General features: G+C 45.7%; 14 protein-coding genes. 3 read left to right on the top strand and 11 right to left on the bottom strand.

From position 1 onward, the window contains the following. Nucleotides 1–123: 123 nt before the first annotated feature. Together J4N40_RS10710 and cls are read right to left on the bottom strand one after the other, a co-directional pair. On the bottom strand, nucleotides 124–1,329 hold the full coding sequence (locus J4N40_RS10710; RefSeq protein ID WP_053349514.1) for a cystathionine beta-lyase: 1,206 nt from the start codon (nucleotides 1,327–1,329) through the stop codon (nucleotides 124–126). A 214-nt stretch (nucleotides 1,330–1,543) separates the two neighbouring features. Further along, nucleotides 1,544–2,998, bottom strand: a complete 1,455-nt coding sequence (cls, locus tag J4N40_RS10705; protein ID WP_005378105.1) for a cardiolipin synthase — start codon at nucleotides 2,996–2,998, stop codon at nucleotides 1,544–1,546. Nucleotides 2,999–3,428: 430 nt separating this feature from the next. Here cls and J4N40_RS10700 point away from each other — a divergent pair, with 430 nt between their 5' ends. From J4N40_RS10700 to J4N40_RS10690, 3 genes are all read left to right on the top strand, one after another. Next, entirely contained in the window at nucleotides 3,429–4,799 is a 1,371-nt protein-coding gene (locus tag J4N40_RS10700; RefSeq protein WP_042522154.1) for a sodium-dependent transporter, read from the top strand. An 81-nt stretch (nucleotides 4,800–4,880) separates the two neighbouring features. After that, the gene (locus J4N40_RS10695) at nucleotides 4,881–5,573 is read left to right on the top strand and encodes a TIGR01621 family pseudouridine synthase (RefSeq protein ID WP_025766861.1); all 693 of its coding nucleotides are present in this window, start codon (nucleotides 4,881–4,883) and stop codon (nucleotides 5,571–5,573) included. 31 nt (nucleotides 5,574–5,604) lie between these two features. Continuing rightward, a complete protein-coding gene (locus tag J4N40_RS10690) occupies nucleotides 5,605–6,537 on the top strand; it encodes a class I SAM-dependent methyltransferase (protein WP_250654242.1) in 933 nt (310 codons plus the stop codon). Nucleotides 6,538–6,627: 90 nt separating this feature from the next. On the opposite strand, the gene J4N40_RS10685 is transcribed toward J4N40_RS10690, so the two are convergent. From J4N40_RS10685 to J4N40_RS10645, 9 genes are all read right to left on the bottom strand, one after another. Then, nucleotides 6,628–7,683, bottom strand: coding sequence for an FAD-binding oxidoreductase (locus J4N40_RS10685; RefSeq protein WP_250654241.1), 1,056 nt, complete (start codon nucleotides 7,681–7,683; stop codon nucleotides 6,628–6,630). Nucleotides 7,684–7,763: 80 nt separating this feature from the next. Beyond that, nucleotides 7,764–9,425, bottom strand: a complete 1,662-nt coding sequence (gene hcp / locus J4N40_RS10680) for a hydroxylamine reductase (RefSeq protein WP_042522020.1) — start codon at nucleotides 9,423–9,425, stop codon at nucleotides 7,764–7,766. Between the two features lie 174 nt (nucleotides 9,426–9,599). Further along, entirely contained in the window at nucleotides 9,600–11,129 is a 1,530-nt protein-coding gene (gene norR / locus J4N40_RS10675; protein ID WP_213903550.1) for a nitric oxide reductase transcriptional regulator NorR, read from the bottom strand. Between the two features lie 202 nt (nucleotides 11,130–11,331). After that, nucleotides 11,332–11,811, bottom strand: a complete 480-nt coding sequence (locus tag J4N40_RS10670; RefSeq protein WP_031778989.1) for an outer membrane lipoprotein — start codon at nucleotides 11,809–11,811, stop codon at nucleotides 11,332–11,334. 123 nt (nucleotides 11,812–11,934) lie between these two features. Further along, nucleotides 11,935–12,546: a CDP-alcohol phosphatidyltransferase family protein gene (locus tag J4N40_RS10665; RefSeq protein ID WP_005378090.1), complete on the bottom strand. Its 612-nt coding sequence runs from the start codon at nucleotides 12,544–12,546 to the stop codon at nucleotides 11,935–11,937. Further along, on the bottom strand, nucleotides 12,539–13,186 hold the full coding sequence (locus J4N40_RS10660; protein WP_042522013.1) for an ATP-binding cassette domain-containing protein: 648 nt from the start codon (nucleotides 13,184–13,186) through the stop codon (nucleotides 12,539–12,541). Before J4N40_RS10660 ends, J4N40_RS10665 begins: the two co-directional genes overlap by 8 nt. After that, nucleotides 13,152–14,861, bottom strand: coding sequence for an ABC transporter permease (locus J4N40_RS10655; protein ID WP_250654240.1), 1,710 nt, complete (start codon nucleotides 14,859–14,861; stop codon nucleotides 13,152–13,154). Before J4N40_RS10655 ends, J4N40_RS10660 begins: the two co-directional genes overlap by 35 nt. 9 nt (nucleotides 14,862–14,870) lie before the next feature. Continuing rightward, on the bottom strand, nucleotides 14,871–16,031 hold the full coding sequence (locus tag J4N40_RS10650) for an ABC transporter substrate-binding protein (protein ID WP_250654239.1): 1,161 nt from the start codon (nucleotides 16,029–16,031) through the stop codon (nucleotides 14,871–14,873). A 435-nt stretch (nucleotides 16,032–16,466) separates the two neighbouring features. After that, the gene (locus J4N40_RS10645; RefSeq protein ID WP_005378077.1) at nucleotides 16,467–16,913 is read right to left on the bottom strand and encodes an META domain-containing protein; all 447 of its coding nucleotides are present in this window, start codon (nucleotides 16,911–16,913) and stop codon (nucleotides 16,467–16,469) included. Between the last annotated feature and the right edge of the window lie 13 nt (nucleotides 16,914–16,926).

Below are 16,926 nucleotides of genomic sequence, written 5' to 3'. Positions count from 1 at the left end.
GCTCAATTGAAAAACAACACAAATGATTAACATTAATTAATGGGTTCGGGTGAATGTTAGTTAATTCTAATTAAGTCAGGGACTTATAAAAACGCCCCGCAATGCAGGGCGATTCAATCATTGTTATAGGGAGGCTTCTTTTTCAAGCATTAAGGCATTATAACGCGCAAAACCAGCCTCTAAATCAGCGATCAAGTCATTTACGTCTTCTAAGCCAATATGAATACGAACCAAAGTACCTTCAAAGTGTGGGTGAGCTATGGTTCTCAGGCTGTTAAAGCTCTTAGGTTCGTTAGCTAGAATGAGGCTTTCATAACCGCCCCAAGAGTAACCCATACTGAAGTGTTTCATACCATCAAGCAGAGCCGTCGTCGCTTTTGGATAAGACGTTTTGAGAACAAATGAAAACAAGCCGTTTCCACCTGTGAAATCTCGTTTGAAAAACTCATGGCCAGGATTTGTTTCTAAAGCTGGATGGCGGACATGATCAACTTCTGGGCGAGAAGCGAGCCACTGAGCGACTTTTAAACTGCTTTCTGCGTGCTGTCTTAGGCGAACATCCAACGTGCGAATACCTCGAAGACCTAGGTATGCGTCGTCAGGAGAAACGCACTGACCCATCAGGTAGCTTTGTTCACGAAGCTGATCCCAATACTTTTCAGAAGCCACAGCAGTACCTAGCATGACATCTGAATGTCCAACAATATACTTAGTTGCCGCTTGAATGGAAATGTCTACGCCATGCTCGAAAGGAGAGAAGTTCACGCCAGCTCCCCATGTGTTGTCTAGCATCACGATGATATCTTGCTCATGGGCAATGCGCGCTAATGTAGGTACATCTTGGACTTCCATGGTTATTGAACCAGGAGACTCTAAGAAAAGGACTTTGGTATTCGGCTGAATCAAGTCTCGGATACCTTCACCGATCATTGGGTCATAATAGGTGGTTTCGATGCCCATTTTCTTCATGATGGTGTTACAAAAGTCACGAGTTGGTTCGTAACAAGTGTCCACCATTAGAATGTGATCGCCAGTTTCAACGAAAGAGAGGATGGCGTTTGAAATTGCTGCCGTTCCACAAGGGTAAAGCGCGCAACCAGCTCCACCTTCAATCTCAACCATTGCGTCTTGGAAAGCAAAGTGCGTGTTGGTGCCTCGGCGACCATAAAACAACGTTTTGTTTGCACGATTAATGGTGGCTTGGTTCTTTTCTGCAACGGTATTGAATACCACAGTTGAAGCGCGTTGAACGGGTGGGTTTACAACACCATTTGTCCACTTTTTATCGCGGCCAGCGGTAATGAGTTTGGTTTTTTTTCCCTCTGACATAAAAGTTCCCTGTCTTAAATATTGCGGTTTTGAATATTTAAAACATGGACGACGTAGGTTATGCAAGGGAAAAGTCAACTATCAGCCAATAACAGCCAAGATGAACAGGTAATAATGATGTCGAGAGGTATCGTGTAGATAGGGAGCTAAAAGAACAAACCTCCAGCAGGATGCATGTAGCGCTGGAGGTTTTTTAGTCGGTGTATTTGAGGTATTAGAGGAGTGGGTTGAAGAGATAGAACACTCGCTCTAAGAACCGAGAAAATAGGCTCCTTTTCTCCCATTCTTCCAATACAACAGTGTGAGATTGCTTAATATAGCTATCTTGTAACCAAGACATTTGCTTGGTGAACTCTTCGTCATCAACGGCGAGGGTCACTTCGAAGTTCAGCCACAAGCTGCGCATATCCATGTTTACGGTGCCAACTAAACAGAATTGGTCGTCAATTACGACAGATTTTGTATGCAGCAAACCACCATAAAACTCATAAATCTTGACCCCTGCACTCAAGAGCTCACTATAAAAAGCGCGTGACGCCCATTGCACCATCATAGAGTCATTTTTATGTGGAATAATGAGTTCAACGTCAATGCCTCGTTGTGCTGTCATCTTTAACGTTTCGAGTAAATCAGCATTGGGCACGAAATATGGTGTTGTGATTCGTACCGAGCGATTGGCTTGGTTTATTGCCAATGTTAATACTTGATAGATCAGATATTCCGGCATACCTGGGCCAGAAGGCACAACCTGAATAGGGTGTTGGAATTCACTCTCATCGATCTTGCATTCAGGTAGTCTTGGTAAATGACGTTCGCCAGTTTCGACTTCCCAATCCCAACAGTGGATGGCACTCAATACGTTTACCGTTGGTCCCGTAATGCGAACCATGATGTCCACCCAATGCCCGACGCCACTGTTTTGCTTGAAGTAAGCCGGGTCAACCAGGTTCATTGAACCGGTATAAGCAATTTCATCATCAATTACGATGATCTTGCGATGTTGGCGAAGATCAAGACGACGTAAGAAAATACGCCACATCTTCACTTCTAGCGCTTGAATAACTTCAATTCCAGCATCCTGCATCATTCGATACCAAGGACTTCTGAAAAAACGTGGACTACCTGCTGAATCGAGCAATAGTTTGACATCTACGCCGCGTTTAGCCGCTTGAATAAGCGCAGAAGCGACAGAGTCAGCCAAACCACCCGGATGCCAAATGTAGAATACCATTCGAATACTGCTCTGCGCGTTTTCGATGTCTTCAATAATGGAATGCAAAATCTCATTAGGTGACTGTTGCAGCGACAATGTATTACCGCTCAATGCGGGAAGACCAAGGCGGTTGTTACAAAGTTCATCAATTCGGTAGATGTGCCTTCCCATCGTTTCTGGGTTGTGCGCGTTACAGTCGTTAAGCTGACTGAACCACTTCTCGAATGGTGTAAACATCTCTTTCGCACGTTCGGCTCGCTTTCTGCCTAAGTTCAGTTCACCGAAGAGGAAATAACATGCGACACCCAGAACGGGAAGGATATAAATGATCATTAGCCAAGCTAAAGACACGCTCACTGCACGGCGCTTTAAAACGACACGAATGGTCACACCTGCGACCAGTAACCAATATAGCCCGATGCCAGCTAAAGTAAGAAAGTGATAAAACTTGTCCATATACGCTCAGAGTAATATGCCCTTCTAGGATATTAAGCATAAAAGTGGGTTGGGGGAATAGATTTCCCATTTAGACGTGGGATTGACCTTATATGAGGAACGAATTTCATAACAGCTGATTCTGTTATTTTAATGTAAAAAACAAGGTCATTCTTTAACTTTTGAATAAAAAAGCAGCATTTAACCTGCGTAACTCGACACTTGTGCGATAAATGTACTTTTTTGGGGTTCCAATTTTAAAGGGGAGCTGCTTTACTTTCTAGACATAGTGCGTCGAACGCTTATTTTATAAGTGTACAATAATTTTTACATAAACTTTTTAGACGCCTATCTCTATGCATACACAACAAACTAATTTTGGAGAAAAAGCGTGGCTACAACTAATACAGCAGCACCACGTGATACGTGGGGGTCTAAACTAGGCTTCGTAATGGCAGCAGCGGGTTCCGCTGTCGGTTTAGGCAATATATGGAAATTCCCTTACACAGCAGGTGAGAGTGGCGGCGGTGCATTCGTTGCTATCTATCTTATCTTTGTAATTTTTATCGGCTTTAGCGTGATGCTGACAGAGTTCGCTATTGGTCGTAAGACAGGTCTTTCTGCCGTAGGTGCATTCAAAACAACTGACCGACGCTGGACGTTCACTGGCGTTATGGGAGTCTTCAGTGGTCTTTTGATCATGGGCTTCTACCCTGTGGTTGGTGGTTGGGCATTGGCCTATATCTTTAAAGTGGGTGGTGGTCTACTCAGCGCGCCAGAAGCAATTGGCGACAGCTTTGGCGGTTTCATCTCAGATCCGATTCAACCTTTAATGTGGATGGGTGTTTACCTGTTCCTTAACGTCATGATTGTGATGAAAGGGATCTCGGGTGGTATTGAGAAAGCTGGTAAGGTTCTGATGCCGCTTCTGTTCTTAATCCTAATCGTTGTTTCTGTTAAAGGCTTGATGCTGCCAGGTGCAATGGCTGGTCTTGAGTTCTTATTCATGCCGGACTTTTCTAAAGTCGACAGCAATGTGGTTCTTGCTGCTCTAGGGCAAGCGTTCTTCTCACTTAGCTTAGGTATGGGTTGTATGATGACGTACGGTTCTTACCTGAAGAAGAAAGAGAACCTAGTTCAAACAACCGGTATGGTTACAGCGATGGATACTGGTGTCGCGATTCTTGCTGGTGTTGCTATGTTCCCAGCAATGTTTGCCTTTGGTATGGAGCCTGCGGCAGGCCCTGGTCTTGTATTCGTTGTCGTTCCTCAGTTATTTGCTGAAATGGGCGGTGTGATTGGGTTGCTATTCGCGTTGCTATTTTTCATCGGTTTGACGGTGGCGGCATTAACTTCTTCAGTATCATTATTGGAAGTTGTCGTGTCTTACCTAATCGACGAGAAAGGCATGAAGCGCTCTAACGCAGTTCTGTCTGCAAGCGCAGTTATGGCGGCATTATGTATTTTTGCGTCACTATCGTTAGGTGGAATGGGACCAACGCTGTTTGGTACCGGTGCCTTTGATATTTTCGACTTGCTAACGGACAAAATCTTCCTAGCGGTTGGTGGTATGTTGGTTTGTATCTTTGCTGGATGGCGCCTAAGCCGTGCTGAGCTAGAAAAAGAGATCACTAATGACGGCGAAGTATCCTTCCCGCTATTTGGATTGTGGTACAACCTAGTTAAATACCTGATTCCTGTTGCGATTGCTATTGTTGCCTTCATGGGGATTAAGTCTGGCTTTGATAGTGGCAAAGGTGAAATCATGCTGCTGGGTATCGCAATCATTGGCCTTGCTGGCATTTTCTCTAAGAAGCTTTAGCAAAGACCTTGGGGCAAGCCTCGATAGCTTTGTCCGGTAACTTATGTATACTGCTGGCTCCAAACGTGGAGCCAGTTTTTTATGTTCGATATTCTACATACCCATCCCGATTTTCTGATCATCAATAAGCATCCCAACGTCTCTGTTCATAAAGACGATGGCGACACAATGCTGCTGCAAGAAGTGGCTAAGCAGAGTGGTGATGAGCAGCTTTATCTTATCCATCGCTTGGATAAAATGACATCGGGTATTCTGCTCCTCGGACGCAACGCCAAAGCGGCTAGTGCGTTATCGCAAGCTTTTGCTGACCGCCAAGTGGAAAAGTTCTATCTGGCGATTGGCTCTAAAAAGCCGAAAAAGAAACAAGGTTTGGTCGTTGGTGATATGGAGCGTTCGCGCCGTTCATCATGGAAGCTGGTCAACAGCAAAAATAACCCAGCCGTCACCCAGTTTTTCTCTCTTGCGGCAGAGCCCGGAGAGCGCCTATTTTTATGTAAGCCACACACTGGTAAAACGCATCAAATCCGCGTGGCATTAAAATCGGTTGGCTCAGGTATTGTTGGCGACCCGATTTACAATGCAGGCAATGAGGCTGATCGCGGTTATCTGCATGCATTTTCACTTTGCTTCCAATACCGAGATGAGCAATATCGCTTTGTTTGCGACCCACGAGAATACCAAGTGCTGGGTAACAAATGGCTCAGTGAAATAGTCTCTCAGGGTTTGGATACTTGGCTTTCCCCTTGGGAACTGAACTGGCCTACGATCAAATAACCGTCACAAAGAAAACTAATAAGAGAACTCGATGCAAGCATCACAACTTCCGCTGTTCTTTCAGCATCTAGAAACCGAGCTCGCGCAAGCTCCTAACGAAATTCGTCGACTGTTTCATGGTCGTGGCCGTCGTTTTGAGGGCCTAGAGCAAATCACCTGTGATTGGTTACAAGGTCAGGTGATTATCAACTTGTTTAAAGAAGTCGACGACGCGTTTCTCGCTGAGCTGAAAAACGGCCTCAATGCGTTGGCACAATCACCACTGTGGGCAGACAAGCAAGGTCGCACTATGGTTCTTCAGCACCGTTATGCCGATGGTGCGCCTTCAGAAGTGCTTGTCGGTGAATTAGACGCTCGCCCTGTCGTTGAAGAAAGCGGTTTGAAATACCAATTGGATATAGGCCGCAATCAAAACTTCGGTCTGTTTTTGGACATGCGCTACGGTCGTGATTGGGTACGGGAAAATGCGAAGCATAAAAACGTGCTTAACTTGTTTGCTTACACCTGTGGCTTTTCTGTCGCTGCCATTGCGGGTGGCGCAGATAAAGTGGTTAACGTCGACATGGCAAAAGCGTCGCTGTCTAAAGGTCGTGAGAACCACAAGCTAAATGGTCATAACATCAACCAGGTAAGCTTTATGGGGCACGATATCTTTAAATCGTGGGGTAAAATTAAAAAATCTGGTCAGTATGACTTGATTATCATCGATCCGCCTTCATTCCAGAAAGGCAGCTTTGCGCTGACTAAAGATTACAAAAAGATTCTACGTCGGTTGCCAGATTTGTTGGCAGAAGGCGGTCAAGTGATGGCATGTGTGAACTCGCCATCTGTGACAAGCGACTTCTTGATTGAAAGCATGAAAGAAGAAGCGCCAGAGTTGACATTCCGTGAGCGTCTGGATAACCCACCAGAGTTTATGGACGTAGACAGCGAAGCAGCATTGAAAGTGTTGTTATTTAGCTAAAAGACTTTTGTTGCAACAGAAGTAACATCAAAAAAAGCGCCGCGAAACAACAAGACAGACGTATCGCGGCGCTTTTTTGTATTTGGAAAACTAACCAATCTGCACTTCAAGATCCGCTTCGATGGTTGATGAACAGGCGAGCACATAGCCTTGTTCAATTTCTTCTGGCGTCAATGTTTCTAGGCTGGTGGAAGAGACGTTGCCTTTACGAACCTTGCATTTACACGAGCCACAAATCCCGCTTCGACAAGCGACGATTAATGGTAAACCTGCGCCTTCGAGCACATCGGCCAGTACCTGACCTTTTTGCGCATCGATGCTTTGAGCAAAATCAGGAACAGAAACGTTAACCGTCTCATCGGAGACCGATGATTCTGCGCCAGTCGCTGGCGTAAAACTCTCTTGGTAGAAGTTCGTCATGTCAAAACCAAGATCATTCAAATAGCCGTGAACATCTTGCATAAACTGGCTTGGACCACACAGGTAAACGGTGCGTTGCTTGAAATCAGGAACAAGCTCTTTAATCCAGTCGGCATTCAAACGACCTTGTGGGTGTGACGTTCCTTCGCGGTTTTTCAGCAACAGCTTTAAATGGAAGTTGGGATATACGGCGTCTAACGTTTCTAGCTGATCGTAGTAAATCGTCTCTTCTGGGCTGCGTGCGATATGAAGAAATGCGATGTCCACATCGTTGTCGTTTTCATCTTGATTACTCAGCCAGTGTTTTGCCATCGAAAATACGGGCGTGACGCCGCAACCTGCACTGATAAGCAAGGCTTTTGTTTCGCCATCACGTAACACGGGTGGATGGTCGATGCAGTTAAATTCGCCTGCTGGTGGTAATGCTTGAACGGTATCACCTAGCAGCAGCGAGTCAACGATGTAGTTCGATACTTTACCGCCAGATACTCGTTTGATGGTGAGTTGAAGGTGATCGTCTTCATTGATCGAGCTGATTGAATAGGCGCGAAACTCCATTTTTCCATCAATTTCCACGCCTAAGTTAATAAACTGGCCAGGCTTAAACTGAAACAGAAGTGACTCGGTTAGTTCAGACAATTTGATGCTGACGGTGTCGTGTGTTTCGAAGTATTTGTCGATGCAACGGAGTGTGACGGGTTGGTTACCTTGCCATTCAAAAAACATAACAATCTCTTTGGTTGTGGCTATTTTGGTTCGAAATAGATAGCGCCTCCGCGTAAGGAGGCGCGTAACAAGCAAGTTTATTAAGCTGCTAGGATGGCTTTTAGATCATCCTGAACATTGCCAATACTGCGCATATCGAACTTCTCTTGGATGATGGCGATTAGGTTTGGCGTTAGGAATGCTGGTGCAGTAGGGCCTGTGTAAATGCCTTTCACGCCCAATGCAAATAGCGTTAGCAAGATAACGATCGCTTTTTGCTCGAACCAAGAAAGCACAAGCGTGAGTGGCAGTTCATTGATGTCACAGTCAAACTCTTTCGCCAGTGCAAGTGCAAGCTGGATTGCAGAGTAAGCATCGTTACATTGGCCGACATCCAATAGGCGAGGGATGCCGTTGATATCGCCAAACGTATTCTTGTTGAAGCGGAACTTACCACACGCCAAGGTCAGGATTAGCGTGTCTTCTGGCGCTTCAGCCGTGAAATCGGTGTAGTAGCTACGTTCCGCTTTATCGCCATCACAACCGCCGACTAGGAAGAAGTGTTTGATGTTGCCTTGTTTCACTTGGTCGATAACCGCAGGGGCGGCGTTCATCAGTGCATTGCGACCAAAACCAACCGTGATGTGGTGTTCGATTTCATCGTGTTGGAAACCGTCTTGCGCTAGAGCACATTCAATCACTTGGCTAAAATCATCGCCTTCGATGTGAGCCACACCAGGCCAGCCAACAATACTACGAGTGAATAAACGGTCTGCGTATTGACCCACATTTGGATTCAACAAGCAGTTTGACGTCATTACGATTGCGCCAGGGAAGTTTGCGAATTCTTTCTGTTGGTTTTGCCATGCGCTGCCGTAGTTGCCGACAAGATGAGGATATTTCTTCAGCTCAGGGTAGCCGTGTGCAGGCAGCATTTCACCGTTGGTATAAACGTTAATGCCTTTGCCTTCAGTCTGTTGCAGGATTTTTTCTAGGTCATGCAAATCATGGCCAGAAACAAGAATACATTTGCCTTTTACTGGCTTGACGTTCACCGAGGTTGGTTCTGGATGGCCGAAGGTCATTGTTTCACCTTGGTCGAGCATTTCCATCACTTTGTAGTTCATCAGGCCAATGCGCATTGAGCAATCAAGTAGTTCACCAAGATCTTCAGGGTCTGTACCCAACCACGCCATGATTTCATGGTATTCGGCATAGATATCGTTGTTGGTTTGCTCAAGAACACGTGCGTGCTCCATGTATGCTGCGGCACCCTTAAGGCCGTATAGGCAAAGTAAGCGTAGGCCAATAACATCTTCATGTACTTGGTCCTTACCACGGTTAACCGCGACTTGAGGAGCAAAAGCTAAGATTGCTTCTGCGCTATTTGGTAGCTCAAAGTGAGCAACAACAGGGATGTCAGCAACTTCGGTATCGGCGAGTGTTGCAGCAGACATTACTTGCTCTTTTAGCAATGCTTTGTACGTTGCCGCTTGAGAAGTTAGCTCTAGGACACGTTCAGGGTCAAAGTTTACGTTCGTCAATGTAGAGAAAAATGCCTTTGGTGCCCATTGGTTGATTTCATCGTTAATGATGTTGAATTCAAGTGCTTTTGATGCCCAAAAAGAAACCCCTTGCAGTGTGTAAACCAACACGTCTTGAAGGTCAGATACTTCAGAAGTTTTACCACACATACCTTGTGCAAAAGAACAACCTTTAACAGCAGGGGTTTGAATTGTCTGTTCACATTGAATACAGAACATATTGGGTTCTCCAGTGATTGTTTTAATAGTCGTGATGTTGACCACTAGAGAGCAGAATGTGTGCCAATTATTATCTCGTTGATTTGTATTGAATTTTATCAGATTTAGGAGAGTGGTTGATGTAATTAAGACAACGCAGTTGATGTCTTAATCACATCGACTTCTTGTGGTCGGTTATTTATTGATCCCCAGCTTTTTACCCATCCGATATAAGTTCCCGCGATCCATTTGTAAAAACTCCGCTGCTTTTGCCCAAACGCCACCAGTTTGGCTCAAAGCATGTTCAATTAAATCACGTTGATAGCTTTCTATTAGCTCTCGCATTGGTTGGCTTTCTTTGGGTAAATAATGCGATGTGTTTTTTACATCACCGAGAGCCAATGAGGTGTCGAAATGGTTAAGCATGATCGTGCTTGCGCCTTGTTGAATGGCGTGCAAAGCCGCGCGAGTTAAAGTATGTTCGAGCTCGCGCACGTTTCCGTACCAAGGTGAAGATTCCAATTGAGTCAACACTTTAGGATGAACGTGCAGATTGGGTGCATTGAATTGTTGGCGTACTTTTTCCAACAAATATCCTGCTAAAACGGGAATATCCCCGTCACGGGCACGCAGTGGGGGGACTTGGATTGGGAACACGTTCAAACGGTGGAAAAGGTCTGCTCGAAACGTGCCAGATTCGACCTCTTTTTCTAATTGTCGATTGGTCGCGGCGATGATGCGCACATTGACCATCAAATGCTGATCGCTACCTACACGTTGCAGCTCGCCTTGCTGAATTACGCGCAGCAATTTTGCTTGCAAAATCAAAGGCAGTTCGCCCACTTCATCAAGGAAAATCGTTCCACCGTCTGCCAGTTCAAACTTACCGGCACGGTGGCTATTAGCACCTGTAAATGCGCCTTTGACATGGCCAAACAGTTCACTCTCAGCCAGACCTTCTGGTAAAGCCGCACAGTTGACGTAAATCATCGGCTTATCGCTACGATGAGATTGCGCGTGTACCGAGTGCGCGACCAGTTCTTTACCAGTACCGGTCTCTCCTGTGATAAGTACTGCGTAATCTGATTGAGCAACAGTCGCAATGTTGTTTCGTAACTGGTTGATCTGTGGACTCAAACCCACCATTTCGCCATGTTGAGAACGGGCTTGCTGGATAAGGGTTTGAGTGACGCTTTTTTGCTTCTGGTTTTGCGCTTTGAGCGCTTTTAACTGAGCAATGTTACGCAATGTCGCAGCGGTCAAAGCCGCAAAGGTTTCGATAGCTACAGGATCGATGCCATCAAACGCGCCCACCGTTAGTGCATCCATCGTTAGTGCGCCAACAAGTTGGCCTTCGACATACAAGCTAAAGCCCATGCAATCGTGAACATCAATGCATTGGTCTTCAGTTAATAGTGTGCCGTCGAAAGGATCCGGCAGTGAACAATCGGCATCGAAACGCACCGGTTCACGGCTATGAATAATGGCATCTAAGCGAGGGTGCGCCTTGGGGAAATAGCGACGACCTAAGACCGAGCTGGATAAGCCTTTTACCGCGACAGGAGTTAGAAACCCATCCTCATCGAAGATAAACAGGCAGCTCGCATCACATGGGAATACTTGTGCGACCCCATCAATGAGATTTTGATATTGCTGCTCGTGAGAGCGATTTGAGCTGAGGTTTAGCGCGATATTAAGGAGTACGTGGTCAACAGTCGGAGTCATAACAAGCCCAAAGTTATCTGGAATGGGCTCATGCTAGCAACTTGATGTCATTTGAACATCGAAAGGTGTGGGAGATTGATGTTCCATTGACGACGATCAAGTTTGATACGAAAAGAAACGCGCAAGTTAACAAGCCAGTGATGTAAGCTTGCGCGGGTTAGGTGTTTGAATTAAAGCAGGCCAAAGGTTTGGTTCGTCCGAATTAACGAGGAACGACTCTAGCGTCATTACCAGAAACATTGATTTGGACCGCTTGGCCTGGTTGGAAAATCATGTTTGGATTTGCTTCTTGAACAATAGAGATAATCTTTCCGTCCTCTAAACGAATGGTCAGATTCACGCCATTTCTTTTCGCGGTTGCTTCAGCCGCTTTGCTGCCTGCATAGCCACCCAATAGACCACCACCAATGGCAGCGATATCCGAGCCAGAACCGCCCCCAACTTTTGAGCCTAAGATCCCGCCCACGGCAGCACCAGCGATGGTGCCAATGGCATTGGATTGGGTAGAGGCATCAATGGTTACGGGTTCTACTTTTTCTACTGTGCCGTAGTAAACCTGCTGAACTTTGCGAGTGTCGGATGAGCCGTATGCATCTCCGTACGGGTTAGGTGAGCTACAGCCGCCAAGCACGAGCACACAAGTAATGGTGAGCAACATGCCTAAATTGATCTGTTTTTTCATATAGCCTCCGAATGGTTTCTTCATTCAAAGAGTATATACCCCAATTTAACCTGCGTTTTGGTGCTTTATAAAACAGTGGCTTAGCGGCCTGTCCCTTAAGGAAACGCGATTGTCTAAGCAGTATTAATGATCGTTAAGCGTATGAAACCCTGAATAAATACGTGTAAAAGTAGTAAACCAGCATGCCGCGCCAAAGATATACGCGATGACGGCAAAGTGTTGCGGTAGCAAACAAAATAAAACCAAGCAGCCAATGGTTTCTGTACCTTCGGTTAAGCCGCTCATGTAGTAAAGCGATTTGTTTTTATATACCGGATTATCGATGCCTTGTTTTCCTGCCATGATGGCAAAAGCCAAAAAGCTACTACCAGTGCCGATGAAGGAAAAAATCAAAAATGCGCCTGCAACGGCATTGTGTTCTGGGTTGGCAAGCACAAAGCCAAAAGGAATCAACGAATAGAACAAAAAATCTAAGCTGATATCAAGAAAGCCACCCGCATCGGTAATGCCTTGAATCCTTGCCAGTGCACCGTCTAACCCATCACAGATTCTGTTCAGCAAAATAAACAGCAACGCCAACAAGTACTGTTCGGCGATCAAAGCAGGCAGGGCAAAACAGCCAAGCACAAAACCAAATATTGTCGTCTGATTTGCGGTGATGCCACATTTATCGATATATGTCGCACTGAGTGCCAGCGGTTTGCGGATGAGCTTTATACTCAGGCTATCAAGCATGATTTGTCTCCCACGGCCAGTTTAGGCAGCGGCTGCCATCAGGAATATCATCTTCATCGTGCGTTACCATCAAAGTAGGAATGTTCGCTTGCTGCAATTGTTCGACCACCCAATTGCGAAATTGTACACGCAGGTCTTTATCCAACTTGCTATAGGGCTCATCAAGTAGCGCAACTTTCGGCTTTGCTAGCAGCATACGAGTCAATGAAATACGGGCGCGTTGCCCTCCCGAAATTTGGTCAGGAAAGGACTCTGCTAGTTTGGTCAATGAAATGTTCTTCAGCGCTTGCATAGCGTGAGCTTTACGCTCTTCACCTTTGATTGAGTTTGGTAGCGCGAAGGCAAGGTTCTCCCACACCGTTAAATGAGGGAAGAGCAAATCTTCTTGGAATAGAATACCGACCTGACGCTTATGGGCAGGGAGGGCATCCAACTTTTCGTTATCAAGCGTAATGGATCCAGAGTAGTTGAACTCGGCGGATAGGTGCCCGGCAATGGCATCCAACAAAGTGGATTTACCACAACCACTTGGTCCCATCAGAGTAACAATTTCACCTTTCTCTACGGTCATGTTGAACGCTGAAAAAAGCGCGTCACCATTGGTTTTACGGATGGCGAGGTTTTCGAGACAAAGACTCATTCAGTAGTAAACCTTTTATAGACAAGCGGCGATACTTCCTGTGCAAGTGGCTAAGCAGTATCGCAAAAGAGAAGAACAAGAATGGCAGCAGAGCTTGCCAAATGGCGTAAATAGCGGTGACACGTCGGTCAAAACCACTGGATAGCGCAACGGCTTCGGTTGTGATGGTGCTAATGCGCCCAGCCCCTAGCACCAATGTCGGTAGGTATTGCGCCAGGCTGACACTAATACCGACAGCCCACGCGAATGCAATTGCAGGCAGGAGGATTGGTAGTTTCACTTTTAACCAAGCTTGCATCGGTGATTTACCCAAGCTGAGTGCGACGCGAGTTAAGCTGTTATCGAAGCTGCGCCACGGCCCGTCTAGCGAGAGGTAAATAAATGGGAATGCGAAGAACACATGCGCCCAACATACCCAAAAGAAATACGCATTACTGTTTAAGTACAGCGTCACTACTTGCATACCGAATAGCACGGATAGCTGAGGAATCAGCATTGGGATGGCGATGATGTAACCGGGCACCTGCCAGCGATAACGGAGACGATACTCATGTGCTATTAAAGCAAGAACTAGCGCGACAGTCGCGCTGATTAGGGCGATTGACATACTTTGTTCTAGAGTCCCTAGAATACTGTGCCATTCGTATTCCCAAAAACGCAGGCTGTAACGGCTTGGGAGCAAATCTGGAAAGCGCCAACGTTGGGCAAAGCTCCACAGCACCATGAGTGGAATCATTAGAAGTGCAAGTAGCGCGACCAGTGAAAATAGGGTTTTACCGGGTAAACGAAACCCGTTTCGACCAGAGTACTGCCAGCGTTTGAAGCCTTTGGTAATACACCATTCCATTAAGCGTGCAAATCCAATCAAAAGGCTTGCGATCGCAAACAGTATTACTGCGCCAGCGGCCGCTCTTGGTAGGAGCGATAAATCTGGATCGTTAAACCATTGCCATACCAAAACCGCAAACGTCGGCGGGTTGGTGGGGCCGATAATCAGGGCGACATCGACAACGGACAAACTGTAAGCCAATACCGCCAGCATTGGAAAGCGCAGTTTTGCTATCCACTGTGGGAACACGCATTTCCACCACGCTTGCGCCGAACTGTAGCCCATCGAATGACTGACTTTTTCAATCTTATCGACTTTCAATTGCTGAAGAATTGGAATACTCATCAACAATAAAAACGGCACTTCTTTAATCGCAAGCATGATGATCAAACCGAGTGCGTGCGGATCTTTAATCAGCAATGCTAAGTCATTCACCGTTTGTGCATTCGGGTCGTAACCAAACAGTTGGTTGAGAACCCTAACGCCCATACCAGTTGGGGCAAACAAGAACGCAAAGCCAATCGCAAACGCTACGTGCGGCATGGCAAGAAGTGGCGAGAGGCTTACTTCAATTTTTCGCCAAAACTTGCTACCCCAAGAGGCTTGCAAAATCGCAAATGTGATCAAGCAAGCCAAGTAGCTACTGAAAATGGCAGAGTAGAAAGTAAGCCCGATGGATGTCCAAACACCCTCCCAATCAAAAACAGCGTTAAAGCCATCTAAAGAAAAGTGGTGCAAGCCGATAGGAGGCACATAACCGAGCGCAGAGACAACCACTCCAAGTAGTCCCGGAATGGTAGGCAAAATACAAACTGCGATAATGACTAAATACAGCGCTCTTAACATGGATTCTTACTAATTCCCGTAGCGTTTCAACCATTCTTTTTCTAACGCCGCTTGCCAACTTGGATGTGGCTCAGTGATAGATTTGAATTGTTGAGTGTTTTTGGCCGAACCAGTTAGGTATTGGTTGCTTAGTACCGAAGGGTCGCCCCAGATGTTTAGGTTACCTTTGCGAGACTGTGCTTCAGGGCTCAATAAAAAGTTTATCGCAACTTGTGCACCAGCACTGGCATTTGCGTTCCAAGGAATCGCTAAAAAGTGGATATTTGAGAGTGCTCCTGCGTCCATTGCGTACGCTTTGGTGCTCTCTGCAAGATTACCGCTCGACTGCGCAGAGAAAACCGCGTTCGGGTTAAAGGTAATCGCCAGGTCAGTCTGACCATCATCTAGTAGCTGAAGGGTTTCTGCTGTACCACCTGGAAACTGCTTACCACCGCGCCAAGCGACTTTATGGAACTCATCTAGATAAGACCACAGCGGTTGAGTGACTTGCTCAAACGTGTTATCGGTAACTGGTTGTTGCAGCTCAGGGGCGTTGTTAGACAGTTCAATGAGTAATGCTTTGATAAAGCTTGTGCCATGAAACTCTGGTGGTCGAGGGTAAGTCAGGCGATTCGGGAACGCTTTTGCATAGCTCAGCATTTCTGCGAATGATTTTGGAGGGTTATGGAGGGTTTGCTCGTCATGGATAAACACTAATTGTCCTACTCCCCAAGGTGCTTCTAGACCTTCTGTTGGCTCGGAGAAGTCCACATCAATTGGTAGAGATTTATCCACATATTGCCAGCTTGGCAAACCTTCGACAAAAGGACCAAATAGCAATTGGTTATCCTTCATTGATTTGAAGTTTTCGCCATTGATCCAAACCATATCAACACTACCACCGCTGTTTTTGCCTGCTGCTTTTTCTGCGATAAGTCGAGTAGTGGTCTCAGAAATATCAGTTACTTTAACGTGGTTTAGCGTCACGTTATAACGTGATTTTAGCTCTCTACTCGCCCACTGTATGTAGCGATTAATTTCTTGGCTCCCGCCCCAAGCATGAAAGTAGACGGATTGCCCGTCGGCTTGCTGTTCGATTTTTTGCCATTCGCTATTCACTGATGAATCGGCAAAAGAAGGTGTCGCAAAAGTCGTGGCTAAAATGCCAATGCTGCTGAGTAGCTTTTTCATATCTATTCCGTGTTATGTCTTTTGGTGCTTGCTTTCGTTTCTATTGATGTTTTCGCAAGTCGTTCCGCTCTGTTACAAGGATAGTAATTCATCTCTCTCTATTATCAATGCCAATCCCAAACGGAATCACTCATTGATTCAAAGAATTACTCTCAATGTGAAGCAAAACGAAGAAAGGACAAATTTGGTGTCATTTTAGGAGCGGACCGTTTGTTTGAGGATATTCTTTCAAGTAATTGAAAATTATTGTCCCCAGAGATATGAATAGGTTGTTTTACAGAGCAAAATTGATGTCTAAAGCATGGAATTGAGGGCGAAAAGAGAAAGAAAGTTGGCCATTTAAATGACTTTAGCATGCATGACTAACGATTCATCGATATAAAAAAGCAGCCGTCTGGCTGCTTTCAAAATACTATTTGGTTTACTTAGCTGGGATTAGTTTACCCAGTCACGTAGTGTAAACGTCAATTCGTGATCGGCACTTTTCAGAACAAGACCATCTTTAGTTAGCGTGATATCGCTCCAGTTAGATAGTGTTTGTGTCATTGCGTTTTCGATCTTCATTTGATCTTCCATACACATCTTCATGGTCATGCCCATTTTTTCGATGCGTAGTTGGTTGTTTTTCAGCTCGGCTTGACCGAAGAAGTTGTTACAACCTGCGTTGCCGTTTGCGGTTAGATTTTCACCGATTTCTAGGCGAGCAGCTTTTTGGTGTTCGTCTAGAACGATATTTTTGCCATCAACTTGAACAAGTTCCCAGTTGTGGTGCTGCAAATCTTGAGCCGTTATTTCTTTCACATCATCACCGTTGCTAGCACAAGCAGTCATAAGAACAGGGAGAGAGATTGCTGTAACTAACGTTTTTAGGCTAAGCTTCATTTTATAGACTCCG

Source organism: Vibrio sp. SCSIO 43097, from assembly GCF_023650755.1.
In the GTDB taxonomy this organism is placed as follows: Bacteria; Pseudomonadota; Gammaproteobacteria; order Enterobacterales; family Vibrionaceae; genus Vibrio; species Vibrio alginolyticus.
This window is presented reverse-complemented; position numbering and strand designations above follow the sequence as displayed.

Coding starts and splice junctions, on each gene's coding strand:
- hcp (WP_042522020.1), bottom strand. CDS start 9,425: ATGTTCTGTATTCAATGTGAACAGACAATTCAAACCCCTGCTGTTAAA.
- J4N40_RS10650 (WP_250654239.1), bottom strand. CDS start 16,031: ATGAAAAAGCTACTCAGCAGCATTGGCATTTTAGCCACGACTTTTGCG.
- J4N40_RS10665 (WP_005378090.1), bottom strand. CDS start 12,546: ATGCTTGATAGCCTGAGTATAAAGCTCATCCGCAAACCGCTGGCACTC.
- norR (WP_213903550.1), bottom strand. CDS start 11,129: ATGACTCCGACTGTTGACCACGTACTCCTTAATATCGCGCTAAACCTC.
- J4N40_RS10670 (WP_031778989.1), bottom strand. CDS start 11,811: ATGAAAAAACAGATCAATTTAGGCATGTTGCTCACCATTACTTGTGTG.
- cls (WP_005378105.1), bottom strand. CDS start 2,998: ATGGACAAGTTTTATCACTTTCTTACTTTAGCTGGCATCGGGCTATAT.
- J4N40_RS10690 (WP_250654242.1), top strand. CDS start 5,605: ATGCAAGCATCACAACTTCCGCTGTTCTTTCAGCATCTAGAAACCGAG.
- J4N40_RS10685 (WP_250654241.1), bottom strand. CDS start 7,683: ATGTTTTTTGAATGGCAAGGTAACCAACCCGTCACACTCCGTTGCATC.
- J4N40_RS10655 (WP_250654240.1), bottom strand. CDS start 14,861: ATGTTAAGAGCGCTGTATTTAGTCATTATCGCAGTTTGTATTTTGCCT.
- J4N40_RS10660 (WP_042522013.1), bottom strand. CDS start 13,186: ATGAGTCTTTGTCTCGAAAACCTCGCCATCCGTAAAACCAATGGTGAC.
- J4N40_RS10645 (WP_005378077.1), bottom strand. CDS start 16,913: ATGAAGCTTAGCCTAAAAACGTTAGTTACAGCAATCTCTCTCCCTGTT.
- J4N40_RS10695 (WP_025766861.1), top strand. CDS start 4,881: ATGTTCGATATTCTACATACCCATCCCGATTTTCTGATCATCAATAAG.
- J4N40_RS10710 (WP_053349514.1), bottom strand. CDS start 1,329: ATGTCAGAGGGAAAAAAAACCAAACTCATTACCGCTGGCCGCGATAAA.
- J4N40_RS10700 (WP_042522154.1), top strand. CDS start 3,429: ATGGCAGCAGCGGGTTCCGCTGTCGGTTTAGGCAATATATGGAAATTC.